Source organism: Bradyrhizobium sp. McL0616 (genome assembly GCF_049993385.1).
Taxonomy (GTDB): Bacteria; Pseudomonadota; Alphaproteobacteria; order Rhizobiales; family Xanthobacteraceae; genus Bradyrhizobium.
On record NZ_CP188255.1, the window covers coordinates 8427101 to 8449911 of the forward strand.

Genomic DNA, 22811 nt, shown 5'->3' on the forward strand with positions numbered 1-22811 from the left:
GCAAGGGCTCCTCGCAATGACGGAGTTTGTTGAAGCGCTGTCGCGCGTCTATGAAGTTCTCGCCCGCGGCGTTCCACGCACCATGATCAGCGCGGCAGCGGCCACCTCCAGCGCAATGCAGAGATAGAACGGCAGTGTGTAGCCGCCGGAGAAATCGCGCAGGACACCGACGACGCCCGGGCCGAACGCGTAGGTCACCTGGTTGATCGCCGTGTTGAGGCTGATCAGCACGCCGAACGAGGCGGAGTCGAATTCCCGCTGCACGATCAGCGACGGCATCGTGATGAGATTGCCGACCGAGAAACCGAACACCGCGCAGGCCGCGATCAGCACATAATCGTTGTGCAGATTGATAACGACAAGAAGCGCCGCCGCCTGGCTCAGGAACGACAGCGCGGAGGCCAGGCGCTGGTTGAGGCGGTCGATCACCATCGAGAACAGCACCCGGCCGATCACCGCCATCGCCGTCAGCACGGCAACCGCGACTGCGGCGCGCTCGCGGCCGATGATGGGGTCGAGGAACGAGATCAGGTGCACGATGAAGCCGACCTGGGCGAACAGTACCAGTGCAAAGGCAATCGTCACCGCGAGGAAGCCGACGTCGCGCAGCGCCCACGCGCGAACCTGCGCGGACGATTGCGGCTTCACTTTCGCGGTTCCCTGCCAGCCATGGAGATCCGGCGGCCGGCCGACGACGAACAGGATCACCGGCACGAGCAGCACCAGCATGGCGCCGGCGACGGTAAACATCGCGCTCTCGAAGCCGATACGGCCAATCAAAGTCACCAGCAGCGGCACGCCGACGATGCCGCCAAAACTCGCGCCGTTGAGCGCCAGGCTGATCGCCATGCCGCGCTTCTGGTCGAACCACAGGCTGATCGTATTGGTGATCATGGCCAGACTCGTGCCGGCCCAGCCGAAGGCGAGCACGGCATCGGCCAGATAAAGTTGCCAGGGCTCGCGCACCGCGCCGATCGCGACCGCGGCAGCCGACATCGCCAGCGTGCCGGCGATCAGGCAGATACGCGGGCCATATTTCCTGACGGCTTCACCGACGAAGACGACGAGCAGCGCGCCGAACAGATAGAAGAAGGTGGTGCCCGACGAGATCAGCGACGTCGGCCAGCCCCGCGCGCGCTGAAGCTCGGCGACATAGACGCTCTGGCCGTAAAAGCCGAGCCCCCAACCGAAGGTCGCCAGCAGGAAACACACCGCGACGATGTGCCAACCGTCGTAGCGGAGGGAGGATTCGTCGATCGGAGCAGCCTGCCGGGGATTGTCGAGCATTTGCGCTTCTCCTTCGTGTTCCCCGCGTTGCGATCTTCTGTCCATGACGACCATCATGTAGCGATGTGGGACCAGAAAATCACTTCGACGGCGATCGAAGTATCAACGTTGCTGACAGCCTCCTGCCAACCTGTTGAGCATAATCTTTTCGGAAAACCGCTGCGCACTTTTCCGGATCATGCGTCAGATCGCGTCCGGGAACTCGCCCATCGCGGCGTCCAGCCGCGCCTTGCGACGGCGGTCAAAGGAGGCGAGCGAGAGCACGGCGAGACCTAGCACGACCGGCGGGAACACCACCATGTTCACCGCGGACCAGCCGTAATTCGCAAGCAACTGCCCCGACGAGAACGAGCCGATCGCCATCATGCCGAACACCAGGAAATCGTTGAAGGCCTGGACCTTGTTGCGCTCCTGCGGCCGGTGCGTCTCCAGCACCAGCGCGGAGGCGCCGATGAAGGAGAAGTTCCAGCCGATTCCGAGCACGATCAGCGTGGCCCAGAAATGCATCGCGGTGATACCGGAGAGACCGATGGTGGCAGCTCCCGCCTCCAGCAGCAGGCCGGCGGCGACGATCTTGGGCGCGCCGAAGCGGGCGATCAGCGCGCCGGTGAAGAAGCTCGGCCCGTACATCGCGACGATGTGCCATTGAATGCCGAAATTGGAATCGCTGAGACTCAGCCCGCACATCTTCATGGCGAGCGGCGCCGAGGTCATCACCAGATTCATCATGGGATAGGAGATGACGCCGCACAGCGCGGCCGCGATGAAGCGCGGCTGCGATACGATCGTGAGCAGCGGCCGGCCGCCGTGAAGATCGGCGGGCGCCGGCTTCGGCATGTCGACGCCGGTCACGATCCCCATCGCGACCAGCGCCACGGCCGCCTGCACCAGGAAGCTGAAGGCGAACAGATAAGGCGACCAGACATCCATGGTCCATTGCACGAGCTGCGGACCGAGCACGCCGGCGAATACGCCGCCGGCCATCACCCACGACACCGCCTTGGGCCGGTACGCCGTGCTGGCACCATCGGCCGCGGCGAAGCGATAGGATTGCGCGACCGCGCCGTAGAGGCCGCCGAGGAAGGTCGCGAGGCAAAACAGCGGGAACGAGGCGTGCAGGATCGCGAACGAGCCGAGCACGCCAGTGAGGACACCGCAGCCGGTACCGATGACGAAGGCCGCGCGACGGCCGAAGCGGCGCGAGATCGCGCCGGTCGGCAGCGTGCCGGCGGCAAGCCCTACGACGTACATCGACAGCGGCACCGTCGCGAGCGACATGTCGGGCGCGAGCGTGGCTCCGACGATCGAACCGGTGGCGAAGATCACCGCCGAGTTGGCGCCGGTCAGCGCTTGCGCCGCAGCAAGGCGCACCACATTGGCGCGCGCACGGGCGTCGTCGGCGATCTCATTGGCTGTCGTCACGTCTAGCATCGGCACTTCCGCCCGAAAGGCTTTGTTGATTCCCGGCACTATGGAGGGGTGCGGGAGGGGGAGCAACCGGCGCAAACGGGCGCAGGCCATGCCTCTGACGCAATCGGACCGATGATAGCGGGCCGCGCTCTTGACGGCTTGCGCTCGATCAAATCCTATCCGCGGCGATCTCCAGGAGTTTCGTTCATGTCCGTCGACGACCGGCCCACGCTCAGCGCTCCCGACGATGATCCCTGGCTCTGGCTGGAGGATGTCGAAGGCGCACAGGCGCTCGATTTCGTCGAGCGGCAGAATCAGCTCACGCTCGCTGCGTTTGGCGGAAAGGCCTTCGCGCGCGACCGCGACATCCTCGCCGCGATCTACGACCGGCCCGACAACATTCCCTATGTCGGCCGGCGCGGCGACGATCTGCACAATCTCTGGAAGGACGCCACCAATCCGCGCGGCCTGTGGCGGCGAACGACGCTCGCGGAGTTTCGCAAGCCCAATCCGGCGTGGGAGATCGTGCTGGATATCGACCAGCTCGCGGCGAGCGAAGGCGAGGATTGGCTGCTGGGCCAGATCACCACGATGCCGGGAAACTCGCGGGCGATTCTGAGCCTGTCGCGCGGCGGCAGCGATGCCGTCACCCTGCGAGAGTTCGACCTCAACACAAAGAGCTTCGTTGCCGACAGCTTTACACTGCCGGAAGCGAAGGGCGGTGCGGACTGGCTCGATACCGACACGCTGATGCTGTCGAGCGCCCATGGCGAGGGCATGGCCACGAGCTCGGGATATGCGCGAACTGTCCGCCTGTGGCGGCGCGGCCAGCCCGCCGACCAAGCGCAGGTGATCATCGAGACCACGGCGGATCACATGGGGATCTACGGCGGCACTGATGACACAGGTGCCGCTCCTCGTACCTGGATCATCGACCAGATCGACTTCTTCAATCATGCGATCTGGCTGCGCGACGCGGCTGGCACGATGACAAAGCTCGACCTGCCGACCGGCATCTGGATGCAGGCGCATGGCGACTGGTTCGCGATGAAGCTGCGCAAGGACTGGTTGGTCCAAGACCGAACCTATGCCACCGACACCGTGCTCGCCATGTCGCTCTCGGCGTTCCTGGCAGGCCACCGCGATTTTGCGGTCCTGTTCGAGCCTGAACCTCGGCGCGCCCTGCAAGGCCTGTTCTGGGCAAGCGGCAAGCTGGTGCTGTCGATCCTCGACGAGTTGAAGCCGCAGTTCGAAATCTGCACGCCATCTGCCAATGGCTGGAGCCGTGAAACACTCGGCGGCCTGCCCCGGATCGGTGTCGTCGATATCTGGCCGCTCGATCGTCATCCCTCCGAGAGCAATGGCGACCTGCTCGCCAATGTGCAAGACCCGCTCACGCCGCCGTCGCTGCTGCTGATCGAGCGCGGTGTCGCAAGCCCGACCCTGCTGAAGCAGGCGCCGAAGACGTTCACCGCCGACGGCCTCGTGGTGACGCAGCACGAGGCGATCTCGATCGACGGCGAGCGCATTCCCTATGTACAGACCGGTCCGGCGACCGAGACCGGCGATGCGCCGGTGTATATGAGTGCCTATGGCGGCTTCGGACTTGCTGTGAAGCCGCATTACAATCCATCACTTGGCAAGCTGTGGCTCGAGCGCGGCGGCACCACGGTGCAGGCGAATTTGCGTGGCGGCGGCGAGTTCGGCACGCGCTGGCACGATGCCGGCCGGCTTGCCGGCAAGAAGCTGTCGCATGACGATTTCGCGGCCGTTGCCGCCGATCTCGTCCGCCGCGGCGTGACGACAGCAAAGCGGATCGCCGCACAAGGCGGATCGAACGGTGGCATCCTCATCACCAACATGCTGACGCGATACCCTGAGCGTTTCGGCGCGCTGTTCTGCACGATCCCGCTGATCGACATGCGCCGCTACACAAAACTGCTCGCGGGCGCGAGCTGGATCGCGGAGTATGGCGACCCCGACAAGCCGGACGAGTGGAACTGGCTGAAGACCTATTCGGCCTATCACAACGTCAAGGCCGGCCAGGCCTATCCGCCGATCCTGATCGCCACCACGCGGCGCGACGACCGCGTCCATCCCGGCCACGCGCGCAAGATGGCGGCAAAGCTCCAGGCGATGGGCTACGAGGCTTGGTTCTACGAACCGGCGGCAGGCGGCCACGGCTACGGCAAGGACAACAAGGAGCGCGCCGGCTTCGAGGTGCTGGGCTTTCAGTTCCTGAAGGAGAAGATCGGCTGGCGGGATGGCGAGGCCTGACGGCCTCGCGGCCTCAGCCTCGCGAAAACACCAGCGTGAGATTGTTCGCAGGCATATCGATCGCATCGACGAGAAGGCCCACCGCTCGCGCCAGCGTCTCGACATCGCCGATATCACGGACGCCCCAATCGGGATTGCCTTCGCGTAACGACGTGTCGAACACCGCGTTGCTCAGCGCGGTGTGCTTGCCGTCGCGCTTGAACGGGCCGTAGAGGAACAGCTTGCCGTCGGCGCGCAAGTAGCGGCCGGCGCCGGCGAACAGGCCCTCGGCCACGGCCCAGGGCGCAATGTGGATGACATTGGCGCAGAACACGGCCGCGAGATCCGTCGGCCCCTTCCCGCTCTTCATCTCCGGGCACCAGTCGGGATCGGAGAGATCGATCCGCAGGGGGGTGCGGACGTTCTGCAGGCCCGAATGCACGCGCCAGGCCTCGATGCTCTTCACATGCCGCTGGTTGAGGTCGCTCGGCCACCAGACGAGATCGGGCGTGTGGCGGGCGAAGTGGACCACGTGCTGGCCGGTTCCACTGCCGACCTCGACCACGTCTCCCGCGCATCCGGCGAGGTGCTTTTCGAGCGCCGCCCAGAGCGGCTCGTGATTGCGATGGAAGGCCGGCGCATCGAGCCGACCGTCGGACTCGACCCGACCGCCGTCTCTGCCAAATTCAACGACATATTCAGCCAATTGACGTCCCCGGAAAATGAATAAGCAGACGAAAACACGATCAGGGCCAAACGCCCCAGAAGAATTGACAAGCCCCAACCGATTATACGGACGAGCTAGCTGTTCAGTTGCAATGCGGAAGATATTAACGCCATTTCGCGGCCTGCATAGTCTTGATTGTCAGGGCATGTCCTTTGTGCTTTTGAACACTATCTTTTGCTTACATCATAAGCCCCGGAACGACGCCGTGACCGCCTTTCCCCGCAAGCCCGCCCTGCTCCTCGCGCTGGTCGCCCTCACCGGCGTTGCCGCGAGCCCGGCGCGGGCGCAATCGGCTATCTCCGACGGCGAGAAGCTCGCCTTCGACCGCGGCAAGGGCAATTGCCTGACCTGCCACGTCATCAAGGGTGGCGATCTGCCGGGGACGATCGGGCCGGAGCTGAAGGACATCAAGGCGAAATACCCCGACCGCAACGAGCTGGTCGCAATCCTGTTCGACGAGACCAAGCGCAATCCGCAGACCATGATGCCGCCGTTCGGCCGCAACCGACTTTTGACCAACCAGGAGATCAGCGCGATCGTTGATTTCCTGCAAACGCTGTAACGGTGGGCCAAGGAGAGCTCAGATGACCACGACCACCGGCCCTCATCCGACGCGGCGCCTGATTCTTCAGGGCGCGGCCTCGGTCGCGCTGATCGGCCTCGGCAATCTGCCGTTCGCGCCCGCGGGCGCCGCGGCCAATGACAAATATCCGGAAGAGGCGTTCAAGCAGAAGAGCGAAGCGGACGCGATCAAGGCGCTCTACGGCAAGACCGCCGAGCCCTCCGACAAGGTCAAGCTCGATGCACCCGAGATCGCCGAGAACGGCGCCGTGGTGCCGATCGCGGTGACGACGACGCTGGACAAGGTCACCTCGATCTCGTTCTTCGTGGCCGAGAACCCGAACGCGCTCGCGGCTTCCTACAAGATTCCGGACGGCACGCTGCCGAGCGTCGCCAACCGCCTGAAGATGGCGAAGACCACCAACGTGGTTGCGATCGTCGAGGCCGACGGCAAGCTCTACAGCGCGACCAAGGAAGTCAAAGTCACCGTCGGCGGCTGCGGCGGCTAGGAGAATCCAGATGGCATCCAGCATTCGCGTCCGCGCCACCGCCAACGGCGGCATCACCGAGGTGCAGGCGCTGATCCAGCACCCGATGGATTCCGGCCTCGTCAAGGACGCCAAGGGCGAGTTGATTCCGCCGCACTTCATCCAGGAGCTGAAGTTCGCATGGAACGGCAAGGACGTCTTCGTTGCCGATTGGGGCGCGGCCGTCTCCAAGGACCCCTACGTCAAGTTCAGCTTCAAGGGCGCCAAGAAGGGCGACGATCTCAAGATCTCCTGGACCGACAACAAGGGTGGGTCCGACGAAACCACCGCGAAGATTGCGTGATGAAGGCCCGCATCTCCATCCTGCTTGGCTCCGTCTGCGCTGCGCTTGTCGCGCTCGCGCTTGCATCTCCGCGCGTCATCGCGGCCGACAAGGTTGATCCCGCCGCTGATGCAAAAACGTTCCAGAATTTCTTCTTCAAGAAATTTCCGAACGTGAAGTTTGAGGATTTCGTCAACGGTCCTTATTCCATGAACGAGGACATGAAGCGGCAGTGGCAGGAGAAGGAAGAGTTTCCGCCCTACGAGTTCGCACTCGACGCCGGCAAGGAGATGTTTGCGACCCCGTTCAAGAACGGCAAGACCTATGCCGATTGCTTCCCGAACGGCGGCATCGGCATCCGCCAGAACTATCCTTATTTTGACGAGAAGGAAGGCAAGGTCGTCACGCTGGAGCTCGCGCTCAACCGCTGCCGCGAGGCCAATGGCGAGGCGCCCTACTCCTACGTCAAGGACGAGATGGCCTCGCTAACGGCGTACATGGCCTTCACCTCGCGCGGCAAGCCGATGGACATCAGGATTCCCGACGACCCGCGCGCGCTCGACGCGTTCGAGAACGGCAAGCGCTATTTCTACACCCGCCGCGGCCAGATGAATTTCTCCTGCGCCAGCTGCCATGTGCAGAGCCCGGGCGAGCGCATCCGTGCCGAAGTGCTGGCGCCAGCGCTCGGCATTCTCAACGCGATGCCGATCTATCGTTCCGAATGGAGCGGCATGGGTACGACCAGCCGCCGCCTGGTCACCTGCAACAGCCAGACCCGCGCGGTTCCGCTGGAGCCGCAGGCGGATGAATACCGCGACGTCGAATATTTCCTGTCCTACGTCGCCAATGGCCTGCCGATTTCCGGCCCGGGAGCGCGGCCATGAAGCGGTCACTTCCCCTCGCCATGCTGCTGGCATTGAGCCTTGCGCCAGCAGCGCGCGCGGCAAATGAAGCGGACTTCAAGGCGGCCTATGCGGCCGCGGAGACCGCATCCAAGGAGGCAACCGGCTTGCGCAACCAGTGGACCACCACCGTCTCGACGCTGGCAGCAGCCAGGAAGGCCGCCGACGGCGGCGATTTCGACCGTGCCGTCGCCGCAGCCAAGGAAGCCGAGGCGCTGGCGAAGGCCTCGATTGTCCAGGCTACCTCTGAAAAAGAGGCCTGGAAGACGATGGAAATTCGCTAAACTAGATACAGTGGAACCGTCGAACTGCCGAAATAGGCGCGGAGAAATATGGGATGGCGATCCGCCGCCGCGATTTCCTGAAGGGCACAGCTGCGGCTGCCGCCTCGCTCGGCCTGCCGCGGCTCGCGCGCGGCAACGAGACCGCGAGCATTTACGACATCGAGCGTTTCGGCAAAGCGCGGATCCTGCACCTCACCGACACCCATGCGCAGCTCAACCCGGTGTATTTCCGGGAGCCCAGCGTCAATATCGGCATTGGCGAGATGGCCGGACGGCCGCCGCATCTGGTCGGCCGCGCCTTTCTGGAGCGGTTCGGCATCCGGCCGGACAGCGCGGATGCCTATGCCTTCACCTGCTCCGAGTTCGAGAAGTCCGCGACACGCTTCGGCAAGCTCGGCGGCTTCGCGCATCTGAAGACGCTGATCGACCGTCTCCGCAGCGATGCCGGAGAGAAGCACTCCGTATTGGTCGACGGCGGCGACCTCTGGCAGGGCACGGGACTCGCCAACATCATGCAGGGCCGCGACATGGTCGAGGCCGCCAATCTGCTCGGCATCGAGGCGATGACCGGACATTGGGAATTCACCTATGGTGAGCAGGCGCTGCGCGGCAATCTCGAGCGCTTCAAGGGCGAGTTTCTGGCGCAGAACGTTTTCCTGTCCGAGGAAGCCGCGTTCAACGACGCCCGCGCCTTCGACAAGGCCACGGGCCGCGTGTTCAAGCCGTCGACCATCAAGGAGCTCGGCGGCTATCGCGTCGCGATCGTCGGCCAGGCCTTTCCGTACGTGCCGATCGCGCATCCGAAACGCTTCACGCCGGACTGGACCTTTGGCATCCGCGAAGAAGAATTGCAGAAGCACGTCGACGCCTTGCGCGGCGCCGACAAGGTCGATGCGGTCATTCTGCTGTCGCATAACGGCATGGATGTCGACCTCAAGCTCGCCAGCCGCGTCACCGGTATCGACGTCATCCTCGGTGGCCACACCCATGACGCCGTGCCGCAGCCGATTGCGGTGAAGAACGCTGGTGGCACGACGCTGGTCACCAATGCCGGCTCCAACGGGAAATTCCTGGGCGTGCTCGACCTCGCGCTCGACAAGGGCAAGGTCAGCGACGTCAAATATCATCTGCTGCCGGTTTATTCCGAGCTGCTCAAGCCCGATCCGGCGATGGCCGAATTGATCGGCCGGCTACGCGCGCCGTTCGTGACGGACTGGTCGGAGAAGATCGCAACGCCGGACCGCCTGCTCTATCGCCGCGGCAATTTCGCCGGCCCTGTCGACGAGCTGATCTGCACCGCGCTGCGCAACGAGCTCGACGCCGAGATCGCGCTGTCGCCGGGCTTCCGCTGGGGCGTCACCGCGCTGTCCGGCCAGCCGCTGACCATGGAGGATTTGCTGGCGGAAACCGCGATCAGCTATCCCGAGACCTATGTGCAGGAGATGACGGGCGAGCAGATCAAGGGCGTGCTGGAGGATGTCTGCGACAACCTCTTCAACGCCGATCCTTATTACCAGCAGGGCGGCGACATGGTGCGCGCCGGCGGCCTCGGCTACACCTGCACGCCGACGGCTGCGATCGGCAGCCGCATTTCCGAGCTGAAGCTCGACAACGGCAAGGCACTCAACGCAAGCCACCGCTACAAGGTCGCGGGCTGGGCTTCCGTTAACGGACAGCAGGGCGCGCCGGTGTGGGATGTCGTCGGCAAATATCTGCGCTCGGGCCGGATGCTGCCGGAGCGGCTCGGCTCCGGCGTCACGCTCAGGGGTGTCGAAGGCAACCCGGGCATTGCGGGACAGGGATGACGCATTTGCGGATATGTCGCGCGATAATGCTGGCGGTGTTCGCCTGGGCCGCGATTCCGCTGGCGTTGAGCCAGAAGGTTTGGGCGCAGCAGGTGCCGCTCCAGGACAAGCCGTTCGCGGAGCACAAGATCGTGCTCCAGCTCTCGGACGGTGATGCCAGGAAGCAGGCGCTGGTGCTGAGCGTCGCCAACAATCTCCTGAAAGCCTACGACCCCGACAAGGTCGCGATCGAGGTGGTGGCGTTCGGCCCCGGCATCGACCTGCTGCTCGCCGGCAACGACCGCCGCAGGCAGGTCGAGAGCCTGATCGCGCAGGGTGTGCGCTTCGACATCTGCCTCAACACCGTCGATACGATCGAACGGGAGACGGGCAAGCGCCCCGAGTTCATCCCGGCTGCGACGCCGGTACAGGTTGGGGTGGGACAGATCCTGTTTCTGGCGGAGAATGGGTACACGCTGGTGAGGCCCTGAGCCTTCTGCCGTGGGGCATCGCGTCACACTCGGTGTCATTCCCCGCGAAGGCGGGGAATCCAGTACGCCGCGGCCCCTCCGAACCCCTCTCCGTCTCGGAATACTGGATCGCCCGCCTTCGCGGGCGATGACCGCGGAGGGCGAGGCGGGCTGCGCTGAGCCAGGGGCCCTCGCGCCACAACAAAAATCTTCTAAATATTCTTATTTCAACAGTACATTACTTCTCTTTCCGGCCCCAGGCGTAGTAGAATTTGGAATCACTCCTCGCCGGGCCTTGCCATGATCTTCCGCCAGCTCTTCGACAGCGTTTCGGGCACCTACAGCTATGTCCTTGCCAGCCGCCCCGGCGGCGAGGCTCTGATCCTGGATCCCGTGCTGGAAAAGGTCGACCGCTATTGCCAATTGCTGCGCGAGCTCGACCTCAAGCTGGTCAAGGCGGTCGACACCCATCTGCATGCCGACCACGTCACCGGCCTCGGCGAATTGCGCGACCGCACCCATTGCATGACAGTGATGGGCGACCAGACCAAGGCCGACGTGGTAGCGATGCGGGTTGCCGACGGCGACAAGGTGACGATCGAGGGCCTGTCGCTCGACGTGATGTACACGCCCGGCCACACCGACGATTCCTATTCCTATCTAATGGGCGACCGCGTCTTCACCGGCGACACGCTGTTGATCCGCGGCACCGGCCGCACCGATTTCCAGAACGGCTCGTCGCGCGCGCAGTACGAGTCGATCTTCAATCGCCTGCTCAAGCTGCCGGACGAGACGATGGTGTTCCCGGCGCATGACTACAAGGGCGACACCGTCTCCACCATCGGCGAGGAGAAGCGCTACAATCCGCGGCTCCAGGTGCGTTCGGTCGACGAATATATCGAGCTGATGGCGAATTTGAAGCTGCCCAATCCGAAGATGATGGATGTGGCGGTGCCCGCCAATATGCATGTCGGCCTTCATCAGGAGGAACTGGAGAAAGAGGGCCGCGCGCTCAGCGCGGTCGACGCGATCCGCATCCTCGGCCGGCCGGACATGCTGCTGGTCGATCTGCGCGAGAGCAACGAGCGCGCCAAGCACGGCATGCTCGAGGGCGCGCTGCACACGCCCTATCCGTCGGTCGAGGAGAGCCTCAAACCCGGCGGCATGCTGCGCGAGGTCGCCGCCGCGACCGGCCGCCGCGTCGTGTTCTTCTGCGCCTTCGGCGAGCGTTCGGCGATGGCGGTGGCTGCGGCCAAGGACGCCGGGTTGTCCAACACCGCGCACATCGCCGGCGGCATCGATGCCTGGAAGAAGGCGGGCGGGCCGGTGGTGTACGGCTGATAGTCGCTTGAGATAAGTCAGGAACCGCACATATTTTGCGGGTAGAATCGGATGCAGCATCACCATCCGGGATCAGCCATGGCCAAGACCGCCAAACCGAGCGAGCCGCCCAAGACGAAGACGGCTGACGACAAGGCGAAGAAGCCTCCGCCGCCGCGCGACACCGACGATGACGAGGACGGCGACATCGCAACGCCGAAGCGTGATCGATATGGCGAGGATGACGAGCCATTGTGAGGGGTGTGAAGCGTGCCCCACGAACGGTGCGTTCCCTCCCCCCTTGCGGGGACCTTGCGGGGGAGGGAGCGCAGTGTGCCCCACCCCACCATCGAGCAATTATTGAGACGGAAACACCCCACCCGCGCTAGCTGCCATGCGCCTGCGTTCATGGACAAATAACCGCTCTCCCCGATAGTTTCCGCTCCTTCAGGGAGTGAAACGGAACTGCAATGGTCGACGTTCTCGCCGCACCGCAACAAGGCAAGGCGGACAGTGCGCTACGCACGCTGACCGGGATCTCGATCGCGCATTGGGTCAGCCATTTCCATCTGCTGGTCCTGCCGATGCTGTTTCCGTTCCTCAAGAGCCAGCTTGGCGTCGGCTATGTCGAGCTCGGCTTCGCGCTGACCGTGTCTGCGGTTGTCTCCGGACTGACGCAGGCGCCGACCGGCTATCTCGTCGATCATTTTGGCGCGCGCAGGATTTTGCTGGGTGGGCTGACGCTCGGCGGGTTCGCGCTGATCCTGCTCGGCCTGCACCTCAGCTACGCTTCGCTGATCGCCTGCGCCGTGCTGCTGGGCCTCGCCAACAGCGTCTATCATCCCGCCAACTACGCGATCCTGGCCGAGCACATGGATGAGGCGCGGATGGGCCGCGCATTTTCGGTTCACACTTTTGCCGGCTATCTCGGCGGTGCGGTGACGCCCGCCATCATCGCCGCGCTCGTCACCGTCTCCGGCGGCGTCGGCGCGCTGATCGCATCGGGCGCGATCGGCATTCTGGTGGCGCTGCTGCTGGTAACCATGAACATTCCCGATGCCGGCGCGCACAAGCACAAGCCGGGCAACGCGAACGCGCCGAAGCAGGCGGTCATCACGCCAACGCTGATCACCCTGACCGCGCTGTTCATGCTGCTGAGCCTGTCGGTTGCCGGCATCAATAATTTCGGCGTCGTGGCGCTGATGAGCGGCTACGGCGCGACCTACTCCGCCGCGAATGTCGCGCTGACCGCGTTCCTCGCGTCCAGCGCCGCCGGCGTGCTCGCGGGCGGCTTCCTCGCCGACCACACCGAGCGCCATGGCTACGTTGCCGCCGCCTGCTTTGCCGCGAATGCGGCAATCGTGCTGCTGATCGCGCTGGTCACGCTGCCGGGCTGGGCCTTGACCGCGACAATGGCGACCGCAGGCTTCCTCTCCGGCGTGATCGCGCCGTCGCGGGACATGCTGGTGCGCAACGCGGCGCCTCCCGGTGCTGCCGGCCGCGCCTTCGGCATCGTCTCCACCGGCTTCAATCTCGGCGGCATCATCAGCCCGCTGCTGTTCGGCTGGATCATGGACCAGAGCGCGCCGCATTGGGTGTTCGGCGCTTCGGTAATCTTCATGGTGGCGACGGTGGTGTTGTCGCCGTTCACGGAGCGGCGGGCGCGGCCACAAAGCTAGTTGTCGTCCCGGCGAAGGCCGGGACTCATGCTCACGAAAGTAGTTGTGGCGCGAGCTGGTCATTGCCAGTCTTCGCCAAACTGAAAGTCGTGGTTATGGGTCCCGGCCTTCGCCGGGACGACGAAAAGAAACAACAAATCGGGAAGAAACCACATGACCAACCCTGATCTCGTGATCCGCGGTGGCACCGTCGCGGATGGCCGCGGCGGCGAGCTGTTCGAGGCTGACGTCGCCATCACCGGCGGCAGGATCAGCGAGGTCGGGAAAGTCTCGGCCAAAGGCCGCGAAGAAATCGATGCGCGCGGCAAGCTGGTGACGCCGGGCTTCGTCGACGTGCATACCCATTATGACGGCCAGGTCACCTGGAGCCAGGACATCACGCCGTCGTCGCAGAACGGCGTCACCACCGCGATCATGGGCAATTGCGGCGTCGGCTTTGCGCCGTGCAAGCCGGCCGACCACACCCGCCTGATCCAGCTGATGGAGGGCGTCGAGGACATTCCCGAGCCGGTGCTGAGCGCCGGCATTCCCTGGGCCTGGGAGAGCTTTCCCGACTACATGAACTGGCTCGCCAGGCGCGATTTCGACATCGACGTCGGCGCGCAGCTGCCGCATGCGGCGCTGCGGGTCTATGTCATGGGCGAGCGCGGTGCGCGCCGCGATCCCTCGACGGCGGAAGACAACGCGGCCATGGCGAAGCTCGCGGGCGAGGCAGTGCTTTCCGGCGCGCTCGGCTTCTCGACCTCGCGCACGCTCAACCATCGCACATCGACCGGCGACTTCACGCCGACCTTGAAGGCGGGCGAGGACGAGCTCACCGCGATTGCCGGCGCTATGCACAGCCAGGGCCGCAGCGTGCTGCAATTCGTGCTCGATCTGTCGACCCTGCATGAAGATCTGCCGATGATGTTGCGGGTGGCGGACGCAACGAAATGCCCGATCTCGTTCTCGATCACACAGAACGACAAGGCGCCGCAGCGCTGGCGCCAGACGCTGGACGAGATCAATGCAGCCGCCAAGCGCGGCCTCTCGATCACCGCGCAGATCGCCGCGCGCCCCGTGGGCCTGCTGCTCGGCCTCGAACTGTCACGCAATCCGTTCCAGACTCATCCGAGTTATAAGGCGATCGCACATCTGCCGCTGAAGGAACGGCTGGCGCGGCTGCATCAGGACGACGTGCGCAAAGCTATTCTGAGCGAGTCGGCGACTTCGACAGACGATCCGCTGTTCTTCCGGCCCAACTACGACAAGATGTTTTTGCTCGGCGATCCCCCGGATTACGAACAGCCGCCGGAGAACGCGCTGGGGCCGCAGGCGCAGAGCCAGGGCCGGCAGCCGGAAGAGCTTGCCTATGAGGCGATGCTGTCGGACGAGGGGCGCGGCATGCTCTACGTGCCGTTCCTCAACTATGCCGACGGCAATCTCGACGCGACGCGCGAGATGCTGATCGATCCGCAATCGGTGCCCGGCCTGTCCGACGGCGGCGCGCATTGCGGCATCATCTGCGATGCCAGCTTCCCGACCTATCTGCTGACGCACTGGACCCGCGACCGCAAGCGCGGCGAGAAGCTCACGATCCCGTTCGTGGTCGCGGCGCAGTCGCGCAAGACCGCGCTCTCGGTCGGCCTCACCGATCGCGGGCTGATTGCCGCCGGCTACAAGGCCGACGTCAACGTGATCGACTACGACCGGCTGCACCTGCATCCACCGAAGGTGCATTACGATTTGCCGGTCGGCGGGCGGCGGCTGTTGCAGGATGTCGACGGCTACGAGACGACGATCGTGTCGGGCGTGGTGACGCGGCGGCACGGCGAGGCCACGGGGCAGAGGCCGGGGAAGCTGGTTCGGGGCGCGCAGAGGGTGCAGTAGCGGCGGCGATTGCCGCTTACCCTCCCCCTCCAGGGGAGGGTAAGACAGCGCCCGCCAACCTTACGTCGGCGAGACCATGCCCTTCAGTTCGGCGGCCTTCGGAGCCGCACCACCCGTCAGCCTCGCCCGCTCGGTGTTTGGCCAGAGCAGGAGCAGGCCGAGCACGCCGGAGCCAACCATGATCACGGCGTTGATGGTAAAGCCGGTCATGTAGCCATCGACCATGCTGCCAGCACGCTGGATCACGTTGCCCATCACCCATGGCGCGATGATGCCCGAGAGCGTGTAGAGCGCGCCGTAGATCGCGAGGATCGCGCCGCGCTGCGACGCCGGGGTGAACTCACCGAGCATCGGCGGGCAGACGACGTAGATCGCGCCGCAGAGCCCAGGGCCAACCACGAGCATCACGATCTTCAGCCCGATGCCCGGGACGTACGGCATCGTGGCCAGGATCAGGCCGCCGATGATCAGCGGCACCGAGCCGAGCACGCCGCGGGAGATCCGGGTGGTGTAGCCGCGCGCCATCATCATCTGTGAGATCCAGCCGGTCAGGATCACGATGGTGGCGCCGAACACCCAGGGCAGGATCGAGATCCAGCCGGCGTCCGATTGCGAGAAGCCGAGCCCCTTGACGATGAAGGACGTGAACCAGGTCAGCCCGAGCGACAGCGCCCAATAGGCGCCGAAGGTCGCGGCCACGCAGCCGAGGAAGGTGCGCGAGGTGAGAAGCTGAACGTAGGGAATTTTCGTCTCTGTGGCCGCGAGGACCCGGGTGTTCTCGAGCGGGCCTTCCTTGCCGAAGGTGAGCCAGGCGCAAACCCACATCAGGCCGACCACGCCGAGCGCGCCGAAGGCATAGTGCCAGGAATGGTTGACGATGATCCAGTTCAGCATCGGCACTGCGAGGATGACGCCGAAGGCCGAGCCCTGCGACAGGATCGCGGTCGGCAGCGTGCGCTTCTCGTCGGGGAACCATTTGTAGATCGCGTGCATCGCCACGGAAGCCGCCGGACCTTCGCCGGCGCCGAGCACGATGCGGCAGATCAGCAGCGTGGTGAAGGAGACGGTGCCGACCATCGGAAACTGCGCCAGCGCCCAGATCACGGCGAGCGTCAACAGCACCCAGCGCGTCGCCACCTTGTTGACGATGAAGCCGACCACGATGGCCGAGATCGAGAACAGGAAGAAGAACGACGAGCCGAGCAGGCCGAACTGCTCCGGCTCGAGCTTCAGATCGGTCATGATCGGAACGCCGGCGAGGCCGACGACGATCTTGTCGGCGAAATTGACCAGCATGAACAGAAACAGGAGGAATGTGACGGTCCACGCGCCCTTCGGCGTTTCCGCAACTGTCCCCGTCGTCTTGCCCGCCGCCGTGGGCGTTCCCTGAGCGCTCATCGTTCTCCCCGTATGTCTTTTTGGCACTTTTATGATTTGGCCGTTGCTGGAGCTAACAACGGCTTGAACGGCAACGCAACCCCGGCATTTCCGCATCAACTGTGCTACGCAGCATTTCCACTAATTCCGTCCGGCGCCATTCATCGTGCTGAGCATCAGAAATCTCTCAAAGACCTTCTCGTCGGCCGGCGAGCCCGCCCATGTGCTGCGCGGCGTCGATCTCGACCTCAAGGCCGGAGAACGCGTCGCGCTGACCGGCGAATCCGGCAGCGGCAAGAGCACGCTGCTGCACCTGATCGCCGGGCTGGATGCCGCCGATGGCGGCACGATCCGGCTGGAGGACACCGAGGTGACCAAGCTGTCGGACGCAGGGCGCGCAGGTTTGCGGCGCGACAAGGTCGGCCTGGTTTTCCAGCAGTACAATCTGATCCCGAGCCTGTCGGTCGCGGATAATCTCGCCTTCCAGGCCAGGATCGCCGGCCGGCACGATGCGGCCTGGCACAAGGAGCTGGTCGAGCGGCTCGGGCTCGGCGGCCTGCTCAAGCGCTATCCCGAGCAGCTATCCGGCGGCCAGCAGCAGCGCGTCGCGATCGGCCGTGCCTTGGCGACAAAGCCGTTGCTGCTGCTCGCGGACGAGCCGACCGGCAATCTCGATGAAGCCACCGCCGACGACGTGCTGGCGCTGACGCGCGACCTCGTTACGCGCACCGGCTGCGGCTTCCTGATGGTGACGCACAGCCTGCATCTGGCCGGCACGCTCGACCGCCACGTCATTCTGCATGCGGGGCGGATCGCATGAGGCGCGCGCTGTGGGTCCTCGCGGTGCTACTCAGCCATTGGCGGCGCCACAAGATGCAGTTCGCGACGCTGTTGATAGGATTGATCGCGGCGACCGCGCTGTGGAGCGGCGTGCAGGCAATCAACCAGCAGGCCCGCAATGCCTATGACCGCGCAGCAGTGACATTCGGCGGCGTGCGCACGGCGATGCTGATCGCGCCGAATGCAGCGACTTTTCCGCAAGGCCTGTTCGTCAAGCTGAGGCGCGCGGGCTGGCCGGTCTCGCCGGTGCTGGAAGGACGGGTCCAGATCAGCGGTCGTTCGGTGCGGCTGCTCGGCATCGAGCCGGTGACGCTGCCGATCGATGTCGGCAACGCGCCGCGCCTCGGTGCCGCGGATTTGAGCAGCTTCGTTACCGCGCCGGGCCAGACTCTGGTGGCGCGGGAGACGCTGGCAGATTTGCAGGAGCAGGAAGGCGCGGTACCCCTGATCAGCAGCGGCGCAAAACTGCCGCCGCTGCATGTGCAGCCACAGCTCGTGCCTGAGGTGCTGGTGGTCGACATCGGCGTGGCGCAGCGGCTGCTGAACAAACCGGATCAGGTGTCGCGGCTTTTGATCGGCAAAGCGAAGGGCAGGCCCGCGCCACTCGCAAGCGTCGTCGGCGACCAGTTGCGACGCGTCGAGCCGACCGCGGAGACCGAGCTGGAGCGCCTCACCGACAGTTTTCATCTCAACCTCACCGCGTTCGGATTGCTGTCGTTCTTCGTCGGTCTCTTCATCGTCAATTCGGCCGTCGGCCTTGCCTTCGAGCAGCGGCTGCCGATGCTGCGGACGTTGCGGGCCTGCGGCGCCTCGGCGCGGCTGGTCAACACGGTGCTGGTGATCGAGCTGGTGGCGCTGGCGCTGGTGGCCGGATTGATCGGGCTCGTCTGCGGCTACTTCATTGCGGCCGCGCTGTTGCCCGATGTCGAGGCGTCGCTGCGCGGGCTCTATGGCGCGCAGATCCCGGGACAGCTCACGCTACGGCCCGAATGGTGGCTTGCCGGCATCGGCGTCAGCGTCACGGGCGCGATCGTGGCTGCAGCAACCAGCCTGATCAAGGCTGTCAGGATGCCGGTTCTGGCGACCGCGCAGCCGCAGGCGTGGCAGCAGAGGCAGCGCCGCTGGCTGATCCTGCAAAGCGTCGCGGCCTGCGCCGTGTTCGCGGTCGCGCTGCTGCTGCTCCATTACGGGCAATCTCTGATCGGGGGCTTTGGCGTGCTGGCGGCGCTGATGCTGGGTGCAGCGCTGATCCTGCCGGCCTTCCTCGAGATCATCCTGCTGTTGGGCCAGCGCACCGCGCGAGGCCCGCTTGCGCAGTGGTTCTGGGCGGACAGCCGGCAACAGCTCTCCGGATTGTCGCTGGCGCTGATGGCGCTGCTGCTCGCGCTTGCCGTCAATGTCGGAGTCTCCACCATGGTGGAGACCTTCAGCCAGACCTTTGTCGGCTGGCTGAACGGGCGGCTTGCCGCCGACGTCTACATCAGCGCCTCCGACAATGCGCACGGCGTCGAAATCCGGAACTGGCTGAAGGATCGCAACGAAGTCCAGGCAATCCTGTCAGGCGGCCGCGCGGAGACGCAGGTCCAGGGCCAACCGGTGGAGTTGCTCGGCCTTCCCGATCACGCGCTCTATCGCGAGCGCTGGCCGCTGCTGGAGACGGCGCCGCGCGCATGGACCCAGCTCGTACCGGGCAACGCTGCCTTCATCAGCGAGCAATTGAGCCGACGGCTGAACGTTCGCGTCGGCGATGTCCTCGAAGTGCCTGCGCCGGGCGGGACCTGGGAGCTCGACATCGTCGGCATCTATGCCGATTACGGCAATCCCAAGGGACAGCTTGCGGTAAACGTCGCGGCGCTGATCCGGCATTTTCCGCAAACGCCGCAGACGCGGATCGGACTCATCGTCGCGCGTGACAAGCTTCCGGGCCTGATAGCGGCGTTGCAAAAGCAGTTTGCGCTCGACGATCGCAGCGTTGCCGACCAGGCGACGGTGAAGGCGGAATCGATCCGCATCTTCAACCGCACCTTTGCGGTGACGTCGGCGCTGAATGCCTTCACGCTCGGCGTCGCCGGCATCGCGCTCTTGACCAGCCTGCTGACGCTGGCGAATTCGCGCCTGCCGCAGCTCGCACCGCTCTGGGCGATCGGCATCACGCGGCCGCGCCTTGCCGCGATCGAGCTGACCAAGACGCTGTCCGTGGCGCTGTTCACATCGCTGCTGGCGGTGCCGCTGGGTCTATTGGTGGCATGGTGCCTGATTGCGATCGTGAACGTGAAGGCGTTCGGCTGGCGGCTGCCGTTCCATGTGTTTCCGCTGCAACTGGTCGAGCTGGTCGCAGTCGCGCTGGTTGCCTCGCTGCTTGCGGCGCTGCTGCCGATGGTACGGCTGGCGCGGATGCAGCCGGCGAGCCTCGTCAAGGTGTTTGCCAATGAGCGCTGAGAACATCTCGCGGCGCGCCTTCGCCGGCGGCATCGCCGCGCTCGCGCTCGCGCGCCGCGTAAACGCACAGGGCTATGCCGGGCTCGGCGAGAAAGCCGACGGCTTTGCGCAGGTGACACCGGGAAAGATGTTTTCCTTTCCCGCCGATCACGGGCCGCATCCGGAATTTCGCATTGAGTGGTGGTATCTCACAGCGAATCTCGTCGACAGCAGCGGCGCGGCATGCGGTCTGCAATGGACGCTGTTTCGCCAGGCGGCGCAGCCGGGTCCGCAAGGCGAAGGCTGGGCCAATCAACAGATCTGGATGGCGCATGCCGCGGTGACGCGCGCCGACACGCATCTTTTCAGCGAGCTGTTTTCACGCGGCGGCGTTGGACAGGCCAGTGTCGAGGCAAAGCCGTTTGCGGCCTGGATCGACGATTGGGAGATGAAGGCAACTGATCGCACCGATGATCGCACCTTGTCGCCAGTGACACTGAAGGCATCCGGCACCGATTTCAGCTACGCGCTGACGCTCGAGGCTGATCGTCCGGTGCTGTTGCAAGGCGATGGCGGCTTCAGCCGCAAGTCGGAGCGCGGGCAAGCGTCCTACTATTACAGCCAGCCGTTTTTTCGCGCGCGCGGCACGCTCACCATCGACGACAAGCCGGTCGATGTGACAGGGCAGGCCTGGATGGACCGGGAATGGAGCAGCCAGCCGCTCGATGCCGACCAAACCGGCTGGGACTGGCTGTCGCTGCATCTGGCCTCCGGCGACAAGCTGATGCTATATCGGCTGCGCCAGAAGGATGGCAGGGATTATCCGTTCGGCAACTGGATCAGTGCCGACGGCCGCACGCAGATGATTTCGGGCAGCGACATCCAGATGGCACCGAAGGCCACGGTGGACATCGCCGGGCGCAAGCTGCCGGTGGAGTGGCAGATCGCGATCCCGTCACGGTCGCTCTCGATTGCCTGCAAGCCACTCAATCCAAAGGCCTGGATGGGGACCGGCTTCTCCTATTGGGAAGGCCCGATCAGCTTTGCCGGCACGCATGACGGTGTTGGCTATCTCGAGCTGACCGGCTATTGAACCGCGACCTGTTCATAAGGATTTGCGATGTATCACCTCACCGCCCTCGTCACCCTGCTGGCGATCCTGTTCTTCTTCTTCACCTGCATGAACGTCTCGCGGTCGCGCACCAGGACGGGCATCAAGGTGCCGGCGATGTCGGGCCATCCGGATTTCGAGCGCGCCTTCCGCATCCAGATGAACACGCTGGAATGGATGCCGATCTTTCTGCCGTCGCTCTGGCTGTTCGCGGTCTATATCAGCGACTCGATTGCGGCGGCGATCGGCGCGGTCTGGATCATCGGCCGCATCGTCTACTTCATCGGCTATTCGCAGGCGGCCGCGAAGCGCGGCCCGGGCTTTGCGATCCAGGGCATCGCCGCGATCGCGCTGTGGGCGGGCGCACTGGGAACGGTGGTGTTGCGGCTGGTGTGAGGAAACTGCGCCTCCACTCATTCCGCCGTCGTCCCGGCCTAGTGCACAATTGCGCACGGGGTGCCGGGACGACATGGGGGTTATAGGCGCGGTCCCCGACTCACTTCGTCAGCGGGCAGCCGCTGTCCTTGGCGGTGAAGAACGCCTTGTCGCCGGGGACGGTCGCGAGCTCCTTGTAGTAATCCCAGGGCTTCTTCGATTCCGACGGCTTCTTGACCTCGAACAGATACATGTCGTGGACCATGCGGCCGTTCTCGAGCACCTTGCCCTTGGCGAAGGCGTCGTCGACCGGCAGCTCCTTCAGCTTCTTGGCGACCGCGTCGCTGTCCTTGGTGCCGGCAGCCTTCACCGCCTTCAGATAGCTCAGCGTCGCCGAATAGGTGCCGGCGTGGATCATACTCGGCATCCGGCTGGTGCGTTTGAAGAAGCGCTCGGCGAAGGCGCGCGTGGTGTCGTCATGGTCCCAATAGAAACCTTCGGTCAGAACCAGGCCTTGCGCCGCCTGCAAGCCCAGACCATGCACCTCGGCGAGCGTCATCAGGAGGCCGGCGAGCTTCTGACCGCCCTGGACGATACCGAATTCAGCTGCCTGCTTGATCGAGTTGGTGGTGTCCTGGCCAGCATTGGCGAGGCCGACGATCTTCGCCTTCGAGCTCTGCGCCTGAAGCAGGAACGAGGAGAAGTCCGACGAATTGAGGGGCACGCGGACCGAGCCCACCACCTTGCCGCCATTGGTGGTGACAATCTCGCTGGTGTCTTTCTCCAGCGCGTAGCCGAAGGCGTAGTCGGCCGTCAGGAAGAACCAGCTGTCGCCGCCGGCCTTGGTCAGCGCGCCGCCGGTGCCGACCGCGAGCGCATGGGTGTCGAAGGCCCAGTGGAAGCCGTAAGGCGAACATGCCGAACCCGTGATGCTCGACGTGGCCGCACCGACCACGATGTCGATCTTCTTCTTTTCTTTCGACAGATCCTGCACGGCCAAAGCGACCGACGACGTCGTCAGCTCCGTGATCATGTCGACATTGTCGGCGTCATACCAACGCCGCGCGATGGAGGTGGCGAGATCGGGCTTATTCTGGTGATCGGCGGTGATCATCTCGATCTTCTGGCCGAGCACCTCGCCGCCAAAATCCTCGATCGCCATCTTGGCGGCCTCGACCGAGTATTTTCCGCCGTAATCGGCATAGACGCCGGACTGGTCGTTGAGGATGCCGATCTTGACGCCTTGCGCGGAGGCCGGCGCGGCCAGCAACAACGCCGACGTTGCGACAGCGGCCAAAAGTGCTGATTTCATCTGTTAGCTCCCAGCAGTG

21 protein-coding genes are annotated in these 22811 nt (G+C 64.7%); 16 read left to right on the forward strand and 5 right to left on the reverse strand.

Annotation, left to right across the window (positions count from 1 at the left end; all coding sequences use genetic code 11):
• Positions 1–48: 48 nt before the first annotated feature.
• Both ACPPVR_RS40675 and ACPPVR_RS40680 read right to left on the reverse strand, forming a co-directional pair.
• Entirely contained in the window at positions 49–1287 is a 1239-nt protein-coding gene (locus tag ACPPVR_RS40675; protein WP_426612098.1) for an MFS transporter, read from the reverse strand.
• A gap of 183 nt (positions 1288–1470) precedes the next feature.
• Positions 1471–2718 carry an MFS transporter gene (locus ACPPVR_RS40680; RefSeq protein ID WP_426612099.1) on the reverse strand — a complete coding sequence of 416 codons (1248 nt, stop codon included), beginning with the start codon at positions 2716–2718 and terminating at the stop codon, positions 1471–1473.
• Positions 2719–2904: 186 nt separating this feature from the next.
• On the opposite strand from ACPPVR_RS40680, the gene ACPPVR_RS40685 reads away from it, so the two are divergent.
• The gene (locus tag ACPPVR_RS40685; protein WP_426612100.1) at positions 2905–4974 is read left to right on the forward strand and encodes a prolyl oligopeptidase family serine peptidase; all 2070 of its coding nucleotides are present in this window, start codon (positions 2905–2907) and stop codon (positions 4972–4974) included.
• A 13-nt stretch (positions 4975–4987) separates the two neighbouring features.
• On the opposite strand, the gene ACPPVR_RS40690 is transcribed toward ACPPVR_RS40685, so the two are convergent.
• Positions 4988–5659 carry a DUF938 domain-containing protein gene (locus ACPPVR_RS40690; protein WP_426612101.1) on the reverse strand — a complete coding sequence of 224 codons (672 nt, stop codon included), beginning with the start codon at positions 5657–5659 and terminating at the stop codon, positions 4988–4990.
• Positions 5660–5885: 226 nt separating this feature from the next.
• Here ACPPVR_RS40690 and soxX point away from each other — a divergent pair, with 226 nt between their 5' ends.
• The 11 genes from soxX (at position 5886) to ACPPVR_RS40745 (ending at position 15359) form a co-directional block, all read left to right on the forward strand.
• On the forward strand, positions 5886–6242 hold the full coding sequence (gene soxX / locus ACPPVR_RS40695) for a sulfur oxidation c-type cytochrome SoxX (protein ID WP_426612102.1): 357 nt from the start codon (positions 5886–5888) through the stop codon (positions 6240–6242).
• A gap of 22 nt (positions 6243–6264) precedes the next feature.
• The gene (soxY, locus tag ACPPVR_RS40700; RefSeq protein ID WP_426612103.1) at positions 6265–6750 is read left to right on the forward strand and encodes a thiosulfate oxidation carrier protein SoxY; all 486 of its coding nucleotides are present in this window, start codon (positions 6265–6267) and stop codon (positions 6748–6750) included.
• 10 nt (positions 6751–6760) lie between these two features.
• Positions 6761–7072 (forward strand): thiosulfate oxidation carrier complex protein SoxZ, encoded by a 312-nt coding sequence (gene soxZ, locus ACPPVR_RS40705; protein ID WP_426612104.1) that lies wholly within the window; start codon positions 6761–6763, stop codon positions 7070–7072.
• On the forward strand, positions 7072–7935 hold the full coding sequence (gene soxA, locus ACPPVR_RS40710) for a sulfur oxidation c-type cytochrome SoxA (RefSeq protein ID WP_426612105.1): 864 nt from the start codon (positions 7072–7074) through the stop codon (positions 7933–7935). The genes soxZ and soxA overlap by 1 nt, the downstream gene beginning before the upstream one ends.
• Complete coding sequence (locus ACPPVR_RS40715; protein ID WP_426612106.1) at positions 7932–8237, forward strand: hypothetical protein; 306 nt, start codon at positions 7932–7934, stop codon at positions 8235–8237. Before soxA ends, ACPPVR_RS40715 begins: the two co-directional genes overlap by 4 nt.
• Positions 8238–8290: 53 nt before the next feature.
• The gene (gene soxB, locus ACPPVR_RS40720; RefSeq protein ID WP_426612107.1) at positions 8291–10042 is read left to right on the forward strand and encodes a thiosulfohydrolase SoxB; all 1752 of its coding nucleotides are present in this window, start codon (positions 8291–8293) and stop codon (positions 10040–10042) included.
• Between the two features lie 26 nt (positions 10043–10068).
• Positions 10069–10512 carry a hypothetical protein gene (locus tag ACPPVR_RS40725; protein WP_426612108.1) on the forward strand — a complete coding sequence of 148 codons (444 nt, stop codon included), beginning with the start codon at positions 10069–10071 and terminating at the stop codon, positions 10510–10512.
• 279 nt (positions 10513–10791) lie between these two features.
• Positions 10792–11832, forward strand: coding sequence for an MBL fold metallo-hydrolase (locus ACPPVR_RS40730; RefSeq protein ID WP_426612109.1), 1041 nt, complete (start codon positions 10792–10794; stop codon positions 11830–11832).
• A 78-nt stretch (positions 11833–11910) separates the two neighbouring features.
• Positions 11911–12069: a hypothetical protein gene (locus tag ACPPVR_RS40735; protein ID WP_426612110.1), complete on the forward strand. Its 159-nt coding sequence runs from the start codon at positions 11911–11913 to the stop codon at positions 12067–12069.
• A gap of 212 nt (positions 12070–12281) precedes the next feature.
• Entirely contained in the window at positions 12282–13490 is a 1209-nt protein-coding gene (locus tag ACPPVR_RS40740; protein ID WP_426612111.1) for an MFS transporter, read from the forward strand.
• Positions 13491–13643: 153 nt separating this feature from the next.
• The gene (locus ACPPVR_RS40745) at positions 13644–15359 is read left to right on the forward strand and encodes an N-acyl-D-amino-acid deacylase family protein (protein WP_426612112.1); all 1716 of its coding nucleotides are present in this window, start codon (positions 13644–13646) and stop codon (positions 15357–15359) included.
• Between the two features lie 60 nt (positions 15360–15419).
• On the opposite strand, the gene ACPPVR_RS40750 is transcribed toward ACPPVR_RS40745, so the two are convergent.
• Positions 15420–16757 (reverse strand): MFS transporter, encoded by a 1338-nt coding sequence (locus tag ACPPVR_RS40750; RefSeq protein WP_426612113.1) that lies wholly within the window; start codon positions 16755–16757, stop codon positions 15420–15422.
• A 145-nt stretch (positions 16758–16902) separates the two neighbouring features.
• Between ACPPVR_RS40750 and ACPPVR_RS40755 the strand changes: the two genes are divergently transcribed.
• The 4 genes from ACPPVR_RS40755 to ACPPVR_RS40770 are packed head-to-tail and all read left to right on the forward strand — an operon-like array spanning position 16903 to position 21501.
• Complete coding sequence (locus tag ACPPVR_RS40755) at positions 16903–17556, forward strand: ABC transporter ATP-binding protein (RefSeq protein ID WP_426612114.1); 654 nt, start codon at positions 16903–16905, stop codon at positions 17554–17556.
• The gene (locus ACPPVR_RS40760) at positions 17553–20015 is read left to right on the forward strand and encodes an ABC transporter permease (RefSeq protein WP_426612115.1); all 2463 of its coding nucleotides are present in this window, start codon (positions 17553–17555) and stop codon (positions 20013–20015) included. The genes ACPPVR_RS40755 and ACPPVR_RS40760 overlap by 4 nt, the downstream gene beginning before the upstream one ends.
• Positions 20005–21087, forward strand: coding sequence for a lipocalin-like domain-containing protein (locus ACPPVR_RS40765; RefSeq protein WP_426612116.1), 1083 nt, complete (start codon positions 20005–20007; stop codon positions 21085–21087). Before ACPPVR_RS40760 ends, ACPPVR_RS40765 begins: the two co-directional genes overlap by 11 nt.
• A 27-nt stretch (positions 21088–21114) precedes the next feature.
• Positions 21115–21501 (forward strand): MAPEG family protein, encoded by a 387-nt coding sequence (locus tag ACPPVR_RS40770; RefSeq protein WP_426612117.1) that lies wholly within the window; start codon positions 21115–21117, stop codon positions 21499–21501.
• Positions 21502–21601: 100 nt separating this feature from the next.
• On the opposite strand, the gene ACPPVR_RS40775 is transcribed toward ACPPVR_RS40770, so the two are convergent.
• Positions 21602–22792: an ABC transporter substrate-binding protein gene (locus ACPPVR_RS40775; RefSeq protein WP_426612118.1), complete on the reverse strand. Its 1191-nt coding sequence runs from the start codon at positions 22790–22792 to the stop codon at positions 21602–21604.
• Between the last annotated feature and the right edge of the window lie 19 nt (positions 22793–22811).

Excerpts from the sequence above, each read along its gene's own strand:
- ACPPVR_RS40730 (WP_426612109.1), top strand. The coding sequence starts at position 10,792 with ATGATCTTCCGCCAGCTCTTCGACAGCGTTTCGGGCACCTACAGCTAT.
- ACPPVR_RS40770 (WP_426612117.1), top strand. The coding sequence starts at position 21,115 with ATGTATCACCTCACCGCCCTCGTCACCCTGCTGGCGATCCTGTTCTTC.
- ACPPVR_RS40680 (WP_426612099.1), bottom strand. The coding sequence starts at position 2,718 with ATGCTAGACGTGACGACAGCCAATGAGATCGCCGACGACGCCCGTGCG.
- ACPPVR_RS40750 (WP_426612113.1), bottom strand. The coding sequence starts at position 16,757 with ATGAGCGCTCAGGGAACGCCCACGGCGGCGGGCAAGACGACGGGGACA.
- ACPPVR_RS40735 (WP_426612110.1), top strand. The coding sequence starts at position 11,911 with ATGGCCAAGACCGCCAAACCGAGCGAGCCGCCCAAGACGAAGACGGCT.
- soxB (WP_426612107.1), top strand. The coding sequence starts at position 8,291 with ATGGCGATCCGCCGCCGCGATTTCCTGAAGGGCACAGCTGCGGCTGCC.
- ACPPVR_RS40675 (WP_426612098.1), bottom strand. The coding sequence starts at position 1,287 with ATGCTCGACAATCCCCGGCAGGCTGCTCCGATCGACGAATCCTCCCTC.
- ACPPVR_RS40725 (WP_426612108.1), top strand. The coding sequence starts at position 10,069 with ATGCTGGCGGTGTTCGCCTGGGCCGCGATTCCGCTGGCGTTGAGCCAG.
- soxA (WP_426612105.1), top strand. The coding sequence starts at position 7,072 with ATGAAGGCCCGCATCTCCATCCTGCTTGGCTCCGTCTGCGCTGCGCTT.
- ACPPVR_RS40765 (WP_426612116.1), top strand. The coding sequence starts at position 20,005 with ATGAGCGCTGAGAACATCTCGCGGCGCGCCTTCGCCGGCGGCATCGCC.
- ACPPVR_RS40745 (WP_426612112.1), top strand. The coding sequence starts at position 13,644 with ATGACCAACCCTGATCTCGTGATCCGCGGTGGCACCGTCGCGGATGGC.
- ACPPVR_RS40740 (WP_426612111.1), top strand. The coding sequence starts at position 12,282 with ATGGTCGACGTTCTCGCCGCACCGCAACAAGGCAAGGCGGACAGTGCG.
- soxY (WP_426612103.1), top strand. The coding sequence starts at position 6,265 with ATGACCACGACCACCGGCCCTCATCCGACGCGGCGCCTGATTCTTCAG.
- soxZ (WP_426612104.1), top strand. The coding sequence starts at position 6,761 with ATGGCATCCAGCATTCGCGTCCGCGCCACCGCCAACGGCGGCATCACC.
- ACPPVR_RS40760 (WP_426612115.1), top strand. The coding sequence starts at position 17,553 with ATGAGGCGCGCGCTGTGGGTCCTCGCGGTGCTACTCAGCCATTGGCGG.
- ACPPVR_RS40685 (WP_426612100.1), top strand. The coding sequence starts at position 2,905 with ATGTCCGTCGACGACCGGCCCACGCTCAGCGCTCCCGACGATGATCCC.
- ACPPVR_RS40775 (WP_426612118.1), bottom strand. The coding sequence starts at position 22,792 with ATGAAATCAGCACTTTTGGCCGCTGTCGCAACGTCGGCGTTGTTGCTG.
- ACPPVR_RS40715 (WP_426612106.1), top strand. The coding sequence starts at position 7,932 with ATGAAGCGGTCACTTCCCCTCGCCATGCTGCTGGCATTGAGCCTTGCG.